Below are 13,282 nucleotides of genomic sequence, written 5' to 3' on the forward strand. Positions count from 1 at the left end.
AATGGTTCATTACTCTACAGAAACCTTCAAGACTGGGATATCCTTCATCATAATCGCCTCATCGAACACTCTTTGTTTTGTCGCAATCCCATGTAAAACTCTTAAGAGTTTCCCGCAAGGTACAACGATTGATTGCTTTTTACGCAATGGATTCTCAGGTCGTGTTGTGTAGTAGTCATGTAACGTTTTAAATGCTTGATTGTGCCTAATCATGGGCATCATGACGCGGAATAAAAGGGCACGAAGCTTGCTTCTTCCACGTTTTGAAATCCGTTTTTGACCTTTATGCTGACCGGAAGAATTCTCTTTCAGTGTTAACCCCGCAAGTTTTATTAGTTGGCGTGGGTCCTGGTAGTGAGAAAAGCTGCCGATCTCAGCCATTAATTCAGCGATCGTGGCATCACCTAAACCATCTACACTCGCAAGCCACTCATACTCAACTGAGGACTGTGCCAGCTCTGTCAGAGAGGCAGTGACAGCTTCTATTTCAATCTGAAGCTGCCGGAAACGGCGAACCAGCGTGGCAATTTCCATACGGGCCATCGCTAAGCCTTCCGTCATCCCAATTGAGTCATTAGCTACCTCTATCAAACGAGCTCCTTTTGGCTTTTGAGGAGAAGATAATCCGTCTACCTTTCGGTAAAGGGTTAGTAGTTCCTCGAGACCTTTGCCCTGAACATCTTGTGGCAAAGGGGTCTGTTCAAGCGCTGCGAGCGCCATCTTCCCGAACGACGGGAAAACCGTTCTGAATTCAGGGAAATAACGATCAAGCCAGCGAATCATCATGTTCTTGACTGACCCAAGTTCTTCAGTCAGACGTCCTTTTAGTGTGGCACCAGTGCGAAGCTCTGCCTCGGCATCCCTCAGAATCCGCGGATAACTGAAACGTCCATCTTTCAATAGCCTCGCAATCACCAATGCATCCTTGCGATCGTGTTTGGTTGGCAGATTGTCATCAAGCTCTTTAGAGCGCTTGACGTGCATCGGATTTGTCATCGCGAGGTTAATCCCTCTGTCAGCGAGAAAGTAAGCGAGATTCAGCCAATAATGACCTGTAGGTTCAATACCAGCCAGCACCTCCGTTTTATCAAACTCTCTCATCGCTTCTAGAACGTTGTGATAAAACCCTTCAAAGCCCTCACGTGACTGGGAGATGGCGAATGGCTTCTTCAACATTCGACCACGATCATCAACAAAGCAGGCATAGTGCGTGCGTTTTGCGATGTCCATTCCAATAACGAGTGTATTTTCGGTGACTTGATTAATTTTGTGATTTTGTATAAAATCCATGGTGGAGTCCTCCTTGGTAACAAATTAGGGGTCAATTCTTAGTGCATTGACACCCCATATCCTACCAAGAGGGCTCTTTTTTGTTCAAGACCCCGAAAACTCTCCTAACAGGAATGCTCCTTTTTAAAGTTACAGTTGACTCAGGTGCATCATGCTATTCCATTGAATGACTTCAGTCTTTTCATTAATTTCCAGGATCGAAATACCTGCATTATGCATCTTAATTGATCGGTATGAGGAGCGGGGGAGGCCCAGCCATTCAGTTGCCAGCAAACGGTTGAACGTATTATGTGCTACAACCAGTATGACATGATCTTCATGATGCTTTTTAAGATCTTCAAAAAAATGAAGACCTCTTTTCACAACATCAAACCCCTTCTCCCCGGATTCTCCTGCATGTACTGTGTCAGGGTCAACTAGCCACTCATCCCATCTTAACTTATCTGTATGTTCAATTTCAGATCGAGTAAGTCCTTCCCACCCTCCAAAATTAATCTCAGAAAGCCGCTCATCTGTGACTATGTTCTTCACATTTCCTGAAATAACCTCTGCCGTTTTAACTGCTCTTTGAAGCGGAGAAGCATATACTTTATCAAATGAAACAACTGATAATATCTCCCTGGCAGCTTCAGTCTGTTTCAATCCTGTATCGGATAGTTCAATATCAGTCAGTCCGCAATATTTGTTACCTTCAGCATTCCATACAGTTTCCCCATGCCTTAATAGATAGACAAGTGTCATAGCTTGTACCCTCTCTCACCCATAATTTCAACAAAATTCTGATAATATTCTTCAAATTTCCTACCTGTTGCTATGTCAGGCTCAATGATCGTTTCTTTTAGAAGCATATATTTACCAGCCTCCTGTAGCGAATTAAATCGTGTACGGGAAGCGGCGATAATAGCTACTCCAACTGCTCCGTCAGTATATTTCATTTTAATAACTGGTTTATTCAGTATATTGCTCCTGATCTTGAGCCAGGCAAAACTATTACTACCACCGCCGGCTGTATATACCTCATTGATCTGTTCCCCACTCAGATCAGCAATCAATTCAAATGACATTCTTTCTAAATAACCCACACCTTCAAGTCTCGACGTGTAAAGAGCTTCTCTAGATAGATCTGGATGATCAAACCCTGTTGCTTCAGCATGTTGAAAAGGAAATCTTTCTCCTTTGCCGTTAAGTGGATAAGAATAGGTTCCTGTCGGGAATAATGCTTCTGCTGACTGGTTCAAATCATTCATGTCTTCGATATACTGTCTAATCCAGATCGCACCCGTGTTACTGGCCCCTCCCGGCATCCAAAAACCATCAGGATGCTTGTGGCTGTACACCCGTCCTTCAGGATCAGCAGGCGGTTTGTTAGTAACACCTTTGATTACCATAGTAGTGCCAATCGTTGTATTCCACATCCCCGGAGAAATCGCACCAGCAGCAAATTGAGAAGCGCACCCATCCGTAAGCCCGGCTGTTACCTTTAACTGTTCAGGCAGACCGGTTTTTTCAGCAACACTTCTAGAAACTCGGCCAATGATATCCCCGGGAAACGTTACATCTGGTAATAATGAAAAGTCTATATCTAACTCACTGATATACACCGGCCATTGAACCGATTCCAGGTCATAACCGGTTTTTAATGCATTTGTATAATCGGTGACGCCCCATCTTCCTGTAAGACACCCAATTACATAATCAGCAGCATGAGCCCAATATTTTATCCGTCCTGCTTTATCAGGAAACTGATCATGAAACCATTTAATTTTTGGCAAACCATAAGAGGCGTTGAATTTAGTAGAATGTCCAGACCTTTTGGAAGCTTCATTACACATGACTGCTGCCGACTCAGCTCTTCGGTCATGATACATAATTGCAGGATGTAACGGAATTCCTGATCCATCTAAAGGAATCACTGTGCCAGATGTAGAGGAAACAGATAATGCCACAAGATTATTTAATTTTCCTTTAAACTTTAACTCATCAGTAAGCCGCTTCAAAAGGCTAAAAGTATTAAGTATCCAAAGGTCAGGATGCTGTTCCTTCTTAGGCCCCTCATCCAGATCCAGGGTAAAAGCATGTTTTTCAACAGCAATAACATTACCTGTTTCATCGACCGCTACACACCTGATACCTTGAGTGCCAATATCAACCCCTATAAAAAGAGCATGATTATTCATCTCATTAACTCCTATCAAGCAGCTTTTGACGATATTTTTCTGCCTCCAAATTTAAAATCGCCTGCTTTTCATCATAAGTTAGCACTCTTGGCTGACCAAAAGCAGAGCTGATCCAATAAACCCGCGCACCATCTTCAATAATTTCAGTACGATAATAAGCCTGCTTCATATTAGTCCCAACAGTAATTAGTCCGTGATTACGTAAACATAAAGCCTGATAAGACGGATCTTTTAACACACCAATGACCGCAAATGCCAATTCATCCGAACACGGAATCACATAATCAATCAATGGCACAGTATCACCTACAATCGCCACATAATCCGGAAACATCATTGGCACTTCTTCAAGACCGGAGGAAATCATCCCAATCGTAACAGGTGGGTGTGTATGAACAATTGCCTCAACATCCTCACGCTGACGATAAATTTCTAAATGCATCCTCACCTCAGAAGACGGCTGAAGCATCTCATGCAAATTTTCTCCTGATTCAATGTTTACAGGGACCCACGATTCATCTGACACATCATCAAGAGCAAATCCACTAGGCGAAATCCACATCACATCCCCATCCCGCATACTCGTATTCCCACCAGGACCAACCGCCAGCTTATTCTCTACCACCTTACGACTATACTCACTCAACGGAACCCTTATCTCGTCACGAATCTTCAAAATTCCTCACTCCATTCTATTATGTAAGCGCATACAATAATTTTAGGTGAAATTCAAGCAATCTAATAGGTGACGATGTTTGGGTGTAGGGGGAGGATTTTCGGGAGAGTGGGGGGTGAAGCCCGGGGTCAGACCCCCGCCTTCGGAAAAACGAAGGGCAGGGTCAGACCCCGCCCTTCGCTCTATCTCTATCACACCTTCCAAATAATCGTCTTAGGTATTCCCAATACTCTCGCCAGCTGGGTACTGGAAAATTTCCTGGTGTTTTTCAGTTGTTTAATGATTGGGTTTCGTTTAACGGGCGGGAGTTTTTTGATGTGGGTAAGGTCTGTGTTTGTGCAGATGGATTGGATGATTTCGACTGCTTGGGCATCTGTATATTTGGGGATTTTGGAAGGAGGTTTTTCGGGAAGGTCATAAGCAACTTCTGTATATTCGATGAACCGACGCGTGGACTGGCTTGGGTCGTCTGAGTAATATTTCAGCACGCCTGCAGTATCTGTAAGCCCCGGACAATGACTCGCTAATCCGTAAAAACACCTGCAGCTGCTCCATTGGTAATCAGAAGGATTTTCAACAAGTGAGCTTCTGACAGGATTTTGATGTGTGTAGCGTATGACAGTATGCAGGTACGAAATATTTTCAACCGGACTGCTGTAAAAGCGCCCTTCGTAAATTGTCCCGCTCCCCTCATATTTCTGATTCATATACATCGAATAAGTGCCGTTGATCCGCTGCATCACCTTCGAAATACTCAGTTCTATTGTTCTGATCACCAAATGAATATGATTATCCATCAGGCACCAGGAAAACACTTGAAAGCCTGATTCATCTTTAAGCTTCTTTAAACGGTTCAAAAAAAATCGCCTGTCCGCATCCTCATAAAAAATCAACTGCTTGTTAATACCTTTAATTGTAATGTGATAGATTCCTGATTTGCTTACTTCGCGGGGTTTTCTTGGCACGGGGTGTGCTCCTTTCGGGGGTGGGTTTTAGCGAAGGGTGGGGTGGTTTAGCGAAGGATGGGGTCAGACCCCCGCCTTCGCTCCGAAGGCAAGGGTCTGACCCCATCCATCCTTCGCTTACTTTGCAATTTTGTTGATTGAATCGATGACGGGTATGTTGAGGCTGCGGGCCATGATTCGTGCGCCTTTGTCGTGTGATACGAAGACGAGTGGTGTGCCGAGTTGGATTTCGTGCAGGACGCCTGCGACGATTCTTTCGTCTGGTGTGTTGTAGCTGTTGTGATTTTTAGGGCGACGCGTCCACTGCAGTCGGTTGCTTTTCTGGTAGTATTCGAGGACGTCGAATCCCATTTGTGCGTTTCTTCTGACGGCTGGTGATTCATTTTTCTTCAGGCCTTCAAGTTCTCCGAAAACTGTTGGGTGCAGGAAGATATGAGCCTTGGTTTCCTGTAACACATTTAGCAGAATCGGTTGAAAATGCATGATAAAGTTTGTATCGAGGGCAAGGTGATATCCCTGATTTATGTACGTCTGAATATTTTCCGTGTAGATCGAATTCGTTTCAAGTGTACGCTTTTCGTAAAAGCTGGTTCTGGCTTTCTTTTCAAACCTTTTAGCTGCCGTACTGCTCTGATTCGCCTGCACAAAAAATAAGACAATAAATCCGATAATGGCAATGCCACCAATACCTGTGTTGTCATTCATTGATGCATATACAATCAAATACGGTGCACCTGCCCCAAGTAAAATGAGATACATCCATGACCATACGTAGGTCCCCGCAAACGCCAGTCCGCTTCCCGGAAACAATAGTGATAATACATAAGCCAGTGCAGAAGATCTCTTGAATGTTTTTAACTTCCGATTCATAAATGTAAACCCAATGATCAGTACCATTGTAAACAATGCGATAGTTCCGCAAAGCAGCATAAACATCTCCAGCCGCTCCTTTTGCTCAAGCATTCTAATCAAAAACAATGTTGAAGCCTAACTCAATACACTCATCCCCCATCAATAACAATATGGACTAATTTTACAACAAATGAGTCTATAGTTGTAGATAGGAGAACGATATTTTTGATTCTTTTTATTCATGTGATAGCGAAGAGCGGGGTCAGACCCTGCACTTCGTTGTTGAAAGCTAGAGCGAAGGCAAGGGTCTGACCCCCCACACTTCACAATTACTTATAGTTAAAAAACCATTTATGATAAAGCTTCAACAAATGATACGCGTCATGATCTTCTTCAACTTCGAGCTGTGCGAGTGGCATTTTTTTAGGTTCATCTTCGTGAATACAATCCATAATGATGCCATACACGGGATCAACTTTAATCTTCTGATCGAACGCCGTACAAGTCAAATCATCAAACATATATATCTGAGGCCCAATCTGACTGCTGTGATAGCCTTCTATTGGAAACGAAAAACGTTCATCTAAATAATGATAAAACTTCAACAAATTCTGCTTATCAACATAAAACATATCACCAATTTTTTGATCCGGATATTTTACTCCTGTTTTTAACTCATTAAATCCTAATACTTTTCCTATCTCTTCTTCGTAATCTTCTAGAATGGACCAATCCTCATTTGAAAAATCATGATTTGTTGAGTCACTAATTGGTCTCTCACTGCCTTGTTCCATATCATTTTTATAATCTGGGTTCAGATTGAACAAAACATTAATACCTATATTGTTAAATGAAGAGTTCTGTCTTGTAGCCTTCGTTTCAAACTCACTACCAAGTACATTCATATTAAATCGTTCCCTAAGCTTCCTTGATTTTTGCATCGGAGTTGCCGCTTTAACACCAAAGTATTCAAAAAGCTCTTCAGTTGGCACGTAAGGATCACGCTTTGAACTCGATAACCGATTCACAAAACCAACCGCATGAACCACCGCTGCAGCCCAAATATTGAGCTGTCCTTTCATAAAAAGAACTTTCTCCTCTTTGCTCATTAACTCAATTAAATGACCAGTCAATTCCTCATACTCCTCATTCAAATGCCGGTCACAAAAATCCTTAGTCAACTTAAGCAACTCTGCTTTTCTCTCTTCCATGCGATCCATCTAATCCCCTCCTAAAAGCAAGATTGAGATAACGAAGTACAGGGTCTGACCCCGCCCTTCGCTGATTCATTCCTACTCTCAACCACAATAAATGACAGCAGGAGCGAAGGCAAGGGTCTGACCCCAGCCTTCACTCACCAGTAACTTTTCTTTACTCACAACGTCTAACTGTTAAGGGAGGAATTGGAATGACACACTCGAAGGTATTTATATTACTTTTTTTATTTTCTATTTTTTTATTATCAGCTTGCAGCAATAACAGTGTTCCATCTGACTGGGAGGCTAGTGAAAATGAAGTGATGAATGATTTTGAAGGGGTTACGATGATAGTGAAGGATGGAACCGTTTCTTCTGAAGGAGCTACATTGATACTTACCAATGAGGCTGATGTTGAAGGAGTCTACGGCAATTATTATACTCTTGAAAAGAAATCAAATGATCAATGGTATAAAGTTCCGGTTGCTAATAAAGATTCCGCCTTCGAAGACGTCGGATACTCGTTACCACCAGCTGGAACTGAAGAATGGGGAGCAATTTGGAAATGGCGTGAAGGAGAATTAGACAAAGGCACATACAGGATCATAAAAAGTATAACAGCTTCTTCTGAGAACGGCGAGAATAATAGATATTTATTGTTAGCTGAATTTGAAGTGGAATAGCCAAGGGCGGGGTCTGACCCTCGCATTCGCTAGTAGACTGAAGTACGGGGTCTGACCCCATACCCGTCAAGTTAAGAATTTCACTTTACATTCTTCTATATTTTTACTATCCTTCCTTTACATTTTTTAAAAGGAAGGATTTTTTTAATGGGTTCTACAGTAGAAGAATTTGATTTGTTAACTGAAGAAATTGAAAAATTACTATCAAAACAACAAGTAGATCAAATCGCAAAATCAACAAAATTTATTCAGCGGGAAAGAAAGATAGATGCTTTCACCTTTATCCAACTTTGTCTCGGTGAAAGCCAACCTTTTCTTCAACGGTCATTAGGCAGGCTTTGCGGACAACTGCTTGCCAACCAAGAGGTGGATATCTCTGAAGAAGGGTTAAATCAACGTTTTTCTCATAAAGCAGTAAGTTTTTTAAAAGAAGTTTTTTATCGCTGCTTACAGCTCAACATTCCTACATCCTTAGTGAACGAAGGACTGTTTCAAAGAATTAGAATCGTCGATTCTACCTCGTTTGCTTTACCAAGTGATTACGGAAATGATTATAAAGGGCACAACGCTTCAGGGGTCAAAGTGCAGTTAGAATATGATTTATTGTCTGGATCTTTTATGCATATGCCCGTCAAAGAAGGCAGAAGCAGCGACCGTCATTTTAATGAAAGACTAAATGAAACACTTCTCCCTGGAGATATCACCATTAGAGATTTAGGTTATTTTTCATCAGATTCTATCAACGAAATTGAAGGAAAAGGTGCTTACTATATCACACGGCTTGCGGCAGAAACGCATGCACACCGGAAAATAAATGGTGAGTATGAACAGGTAGATTTGATTGAGGAGAGTAAAGAATTAAAGAAGAAACAGTCATTAGAACTGCATGATGTGTATATCAGTCATAGAAAACAGTATGTGCCACGCCTGATTATTTACCGGTTATCTGATGAACAAGTAAAAACAAGAAAGCAGAAAAGGAAAAAAGCACAAAAAAAACAGGGTGGCGCTCTGACCAGCGACACACCCCTAAAAGACAACTTCAATGTTGTATTAACCAATATACCATATGAGGAAATCTCATCTCAAGAGGTCTATGATTTGTATGCCTTAAGATGGCAGGTTGAAATTCTATTTAGAGCCTGGAAATCAGTCTTTAACATCCATTGCGTTAAGAAAATGAAGAAAGAGCGCTTTGAATGTCATTTATTGCACGCTCATTGCGATTGTCATTTCTTCAAAACTGACATTTCAAGCAAGGTTATATCTCTTCAAACATCAAAGAAAAGAAGTCAGTGAATATAAAGCGATGAGTCTCCTAAGAGACTATCTTCCACAGTTTTTGAGACCTGATAAAGCAAACCATACCAAACTAATTATAAGCATACTCACGCGACATGGACTCAAAGACAGAAGAAAATCTGAAGAAACTGCCATGGATATCATGTGCAGGGTTTTTAACTTGTAAGTAGTCTGAACCCATATGGAAAAAAACAAGTCTCGATAGAGGCTTAGTTTCTCATGCCTAATTTTAGATTCCACATAAGATTTGTCAATAAACGCTAGGGTCCACCAACTCGTTTCTTCAACGGATACTTATCAACTATTATTAAGTTGACGGGTATGGGGTCTGACCCCAGCCTTCACTAAGCAATTAGCATTACAAATAAATAATATATTTAAATCATCTCATTTTATTCTGTAAAAATAAACCGATTATAGTATTATTATATTATCTAGTAAACATATTTTCCTATTTTATATCAGACTTTAATCTCAGGGGTGATGGATGGTGGATAGCTACTGTTCTATGTGTAAGGCGATACATAAGAATGATGAACTATGTCCATGTTACAAGGTTCAGTTGGAGAAAAACCCGCATTTACTGGGAGAAGCAGCTAATTTTACATCTATAGCTGCTCAGCACCATCTTATTTCTTCTCAAGCGCTGGATGGTGTAGCACGTAGTGTAAATAAGATCATTGGCAGTAATTTGGCTTATGAGGGAACCCATCAATATGTAAGAGATGTACAAGTTTTTAAACAGCTAAATGTAGATGCTTTTAATAAATCAGGTGTTTTTTCTAGTGCAGAGCAAGCTAAACAGTACATTAATCAAGCAACAAAAGGGCAGTTAGACAATTTAACGCGAAAATTAAATGGAACAGGTCAGGAAATAGATTGGCTTAGAATGAAACAAGAGCAAGTGAGTAGTTTATTTCAAAAATCAAACCTTTTGGGAGAAGGAATGACAAATGCGCCAGGCGTTGATGGCGTAACGATTAATAGATTTACCGGAGAGCAAATTAGCAGAACAACAATTAAAGCTGCACAAGGAACTGATGGGTTAGGAAGAAATGTTAATGATGTTTTAAAAGCTTTGAAAAAAGGCACGTTAAACCCCGGTGATCTAGTTACCGGGGTTAATGGAACTGAGAAGGCCCTGGATAAAGCATTAACTCAAAATATAGAGAAAGCTATAAACATGGGTGATATTGATTATGCAGAAAAACTAAGACAAGCAAAGAACCAACTCAAAGTTAGTGAGATTAATACTCATGAAGGAGTGAAGAGTTCTACAGGCAGATTAAAAGATAAGATGCTGAGTGGCGATGCTCATTCGACACTTACCTCCCAAGAAATTGCAAATAAAGCTTTCCAAGGAGCTGTGATTGGAGCTGCTGTAGGTTTTACAGTTTCCGGTATAAAAAATTATTTAAAGTTTAAAAACGGTGAAATATCCAGAGAAGAAGCTTTTAAAGAAGTAGGGGTTGATTCATTAAAGGGTGCAATGGTCGGATCAGCAGTAAGTACTGCTTCTCTTTTCATCCCTGGAGGAGCAATAGGTCTTGTGGCTGGCATGGCAATTGGTATCTATTTAAATAAGACAGTTTCTAACTTGCTGGATGAAATTTTCGGAAAAGGTGCTGCCCTCTCGATTTTACATAGCGCTGGTTATATCTATGGGATGAGTGTTAATCTGCATTCCTATATTTCCAGGATCCAAAAAGATCATATTAAGATCACGAATGATAGAAAAATCATTCAGGAAGAGATTAAGAAGATTGATAACAATTTCACAAAATTTGATGACATGATGAAAAGGAATGTGTAGAACATGAAAACTCAAGAATTAACGATTGATCATCATTACTATAATCATAACTGCGATTATAATGACTTAAAATTAGCATCTGAAAGACTTCTCAATGCTTCTGAAGAACAGTTCACTGAAATTAAAAATGAAAAATGGTTTACTAGAGTTTTTGATATGGTGACCTTTTCCAAGAAAAATAATATCAGAATGTCTGATCAAATTTCAAACGTGGCGCAAGCTCAACAAATTATGTTAGAAATATTTGTAAGACTTTCCGAAAGAGATAGTGAGCTATCAGGTCTGGTTGTAGAAAGTTTCAGTAAGATGGAGAGATTGTCTGAAAACGACTTGATATTAGCTGAAAAAATCAGAGAAATAGAAAAACGTTATTTACTCGGATTAAGTAAAATGACTGGATTAAAAGACTTTAGTGATCATGAACTAGAGATTTTAGGCGGTTTGTTGCAATATTCAATGAAACAGTTTGATGAAGTATCACTTGCCCAAAAAGATTATGCGAATATTGTTTTAAAATACGTTAATGTTATGCCGCTAGAATTAGATATAGATAAAGCTTTAAACCAAGTTCATAACAATGAAGTAAAAAAATTGATGTTAAATTCCTGTATGGAGTATGGATTTTTAAACCAATTTAATTTTGAATTTATGGAGAACTACTCTGAACTGCTGCATGCCTTCGATTTTGGGTCAAAAACAGTGGAAGAAACAAAAAATATTATTTTATTAACTTATAATTTGAGAGGTGAAGAAGGTTTTACAGCTCAATTTGAAAACCTTGACGTATTAATAGAAGAAGCGTTTTTTATTGATTTTGAGGAAATCGACGCGCCAATGGTAGAAGACGAAATAATGGTAAAGGACGACTTACAGATTACAAGTATACTGCATATTGCCTCAAATGAAGTTAAACAATTCCGAAACGCTCACGTTCATATAGAAGCGTTTATACAGTGTGAGGGTAACATAGAATTTGATCATTGTGTCATCTATTATAACGAAGGTGAATTGTCTGATGAAATTACACTTTCTGAGGGTGCAAACTTAACCTTAAAAAACAGTACTATTATATGCAAAAGTATAGATGAAACTCCATTTATACAAGCTCTAAGAAGTAATGAAATTCATATAGAAAATTGTACCTTTGAAAATTGCAGCTATTTCATCACTTTAAATGGAGACTCAAGTCTAACAATCGACAATAGTAAAATATTAGGACCAGGATCAAAGTTTTTGTGTAGTTACACTGGTTATGCCGGCAGTAAATTATCATTAAACAATACTTTTATAAAATTTAGTGAAGAGCAAACAAATATTATCTCTCATGACGCAGTTTTTGTAAGTGATAGCCTCCTGGAGATGTCAGATTGTTTTATTTATAGTGACCATAAAATCGATTTCAACGATGAAGTTATTTTTCAAACTCACGACTTGAATTTTCAAAACTGCAGCTTTGAGAATTTAAGTAAATGTATTAGCTCGTATGGCGGTGAAGTCATAATAACCGAGAGCAGTTTTAAAAATTGCAATGATCTCATAGATAATTCTATTAGTATGGGCTCTATATATATTCACCAATGTTTATTTCATAATTGTGAAAATATCGTTTCTGGAGAAGACGTAAAAATTTCTACAACACAGTTCATTGATTGTAAAAATAATATTTTAAAAGGTAACGGCTTTACTATAGAATTTTGCGAGTTCTATAATATTACGCATGTTGGTGAGAAAATGGATATTGGTATAGTGATACCTGGTTCATCTATCATTTTCAGCGGTGGTAAAGATGCCAAGAAAAATAAAATCTCTAAATGCTTATTCAATGGAGTATCCATGCAGGATGGATTTCTAATAGAAGGTAAATATTTTCATAACCCTAAAAATAATATTTTAATTTTAGTTGAAGATTGTAATTTCCAAAACTGTAAAACTGATTCAGAAAGTGGCAAGATTATCAAAGAGTATGACTTTTTCTTTGGTTTATTCAATAAAAGAATTGAAATTAAACCCGTATTCATCAGCAACTGCAAAGGGCTAGATAAAGTAAACGAAGAAAATGGTTTTACCGAAGAAGTAGTAATAAAATCCGAATTACCTAATGGCGTCAAAATCGGTTCACACCTTGCGAAAATAATGCTTGGAGGCATCAATGGATTATTTGTAAGTAAAGTTTTAGAACATGCTTTTAAAGATACTGATTATCACAAAGAATAGTATAAAGCCACATACTGAAGGCGGGGGTCGGACCCTCGCCTTCACTCTTATTCTTAAAGGAGCATTCCTGTTAGGAGAGTTTTCGGGGTCTTGAACAAAAAAGAGCCCTCTTGG

At 39.3% G+C, this 13,282-nt stretch carries 11 protein-coding genes; 4 read left to right on the forward strand and 7 right to left on the reverse strand.

What is annotated here, in order from left to right:
- Positions 1–9: 9 nt before the first annotated feature.
- The 7 genes from LG330_RS14760 to LG330_RS14790 form a co-directional block, all read right to left on the reverse strand.
- Positions 10–1,290: an IS110 family transposase gene (locus LG330_RS14760; RefSeq protein WP_404405108.1), complete on the reverse strand. Its 1,281-nt coding sequence runs from the start codon at positions 1,288–1,290 to the stop codon at positions 10–12.
- Between the two features lie 129 nt (positions 1,291–1,419).
- Positions 1,420–2,031, reverse strand: a complete 612-nt coding sequence (locus LG330_RS14765; RefSeq protein ID WP_404405110.1) for a histidine phosphatase family protein — start codon at positions 2,029–2,031, stop codon at positions 1,420–1,422.
- Complete coding sequence (locus tag LG330_RS14770) at positions 2,028–3,467, reverse strand: FGGY-family carbohydrate kinase (protein ID WP_404405112.1); 1,440 nt, start codon at positions 3,465–3,467, stop codon at positions 2,028–2,030. Before LG330_RS14770 ends, LG330_RS14765 begins: the two co-directional genes overlap by 4 nt.
- A gap of 4 nt (positions 3,468–3,471) precedes the next feature.
- Entirely contained in the window at positions 3,472–4,113 is a 642-nt protein-coding gene (locus tag LG330_RS14775) for a class II aldolase/adducin family protein (protein WP_404405114.1), read from the reverse strand.
- Positions 4,114–4,334: 221 nt separating this feature from the next.
- On the reverse strand, positions 4,335–5,108 hold the full coding sequence (locus tag LG330_RS14780) for an REP-associated tyrosine transposase (RefSeq protein WP_404405116.1): 774 nt from the start codon (positions 5,106–5,108) through the stop codon (positions 4,335–4,337).
- 117 nt (positions 5,109–5,225) lie between these two features.
- Positions 5,226–6,044, reverse strand: coding sequence for a PIN domain-containing protein (locus LG330_RS14785; protein ID WP_404405118.1), 819 nt, complete (start codon positions 6,042–6,044; stop codon positions 5,226–5,228).
- Between the two features lie 245 nt (positions 6,045–6,289).
- Positions 6,290–7,180, reverse strand: coding sequence for a DUF6398 domain-containing protein (locus LG330_RS14790; protein ID WP_404405120.1), 891 nt, complete (start codon positions 7,178–7,180; stop codon positions 6,290–6,292).
- Positions 7,181–7,368: 188 nt separating this feature from the next.
- Here LG330_RS14790 and LG330_RS14795 point away from each other — a divergent pair, with 188 nt between their 5' ends.
- From LG330_RS14795 to LG330_RS14810, 4 genes are all read left to right on the forward strand, one after another.
- Positions 7,369–7,839: an immunoglobulin-like domain-containing protein gene (locus LG330_RS14795; protein WP_404405122.1), complete on the forward strand. Its 471-nt coding sequence runs from the start codon at positions 7,369–7,371 to the stop codon at positions 7,837–7,839.
- A gap of 147 nt (positions 7,840–7,986) precedes the next feature.
- A complete protein-coding gene (locus tag LG330_RS14800) occupies positions 7,987–9,138 on the forward strand; it encodes an IS4 family transposase (protein ID WP_404405124.1) in 1,152 nt (383 codons plus the stop codon).
- A 490-nt stretch (positions 9,139–9,628) separates the two neighbouring features.
- Complete coding sequence (locus LG330_RS14805; protein WP_404405126.1) at positions 9,629–10,954, forward strand: hypothetical protein; 1,326 nt, start codon at positions 9,629–9,631, stop codon at positions 10,952–10,954.
- 3 nt (positions 10,955–10,957) lie between these two features.
- Positions 10,958–13,168, forward strand: coding sequence for a hypothetical protein (locus tag LG330_RS14810; protein ID WP_404405128.1), 2,211 nt, complete (start codon positions 10,958–10,960; stop codon positions 13,166–13,168).
- Positions 13,169–13,282 lie beyond the last annotated feature (114 nt).

It is taken from the genome of Jeotgalibacillus malaysiensis (genome assembly GCF_044789845.1).
Taxonomy (GTDB): domain Bacteria; phylum Bacillota; class Bacilli; order Bacillales; family Jeotgalibacillaceae; genus Jeotgalibacillus; species Jeotgalibacillus malaysiensis_A.

Excerpts from the sequence above, each read along its gene's own strand:
- LG330_RS14760 (WP_404405108.1), bottom strand. The coding sequence starts at position 1,290 with ATGGATTTTATACAAAATCACAAAATTAATCAAGTCACCGAAAATACA.
- LG330_RS14805 (WP_404405126.1), top strand. The coding sequence starts at position 9,629 with ATGGTGGATAGCTACTGTTCTATGTGTAAGGCGATACATAAGAATGAT.
- LG330_RS14795 (WP_404405122.1), top strand. The coding sequence starts at position 7,369 with ATGACACACTCGAAGGTATTTATATTACTTTTTTTATTTTCTATTTTT.
- LG330_RS14800 (WP_404405124.1), top strand. The coding sequence starts at position 7,987 with ATGGGTTCTACAGTAGAAGAATTTGATTTGTTAACTGAAGAAATTGAA.
- LG330_RS14810 (WP_404405128.1), top strand. The coding sequence starts at position 10,958 with ATGAAAACTCAAGAATTAACGATTGATCATCATTACTATAATCATAAC.
- LG330_RS14790 (WP_404405120.1), bottom strand. The coding sequence starts at position 7,180 with ATGGATCGCATGGAAGAGAGAAAAGCAGAGTTGCTTAAGTTGACTAAG.
- LG330_RS14765 (WP_404405110.1), bottom strand. The coding sequence starts at position 2,031 with ATGACACTTGTCTATCTATTAAGGCATGGGGAAACTGTATGGAATGCT.
- LG330_RS14770 (WP_404405112.1), bottom strand. The coding sequence starts at position 3,467 with ATGAATAATCATGCTCTTTTTATAGGGGTTGATATTGGCACTCAAGGT.
- LG330_RS14785 (WP_404405118.1), bottom strand. The coding sequence starts at position 6,044 with ATGTTTATGCTGCTTTGCGGAACTATCGCATTGTTTACAATGGTACTG.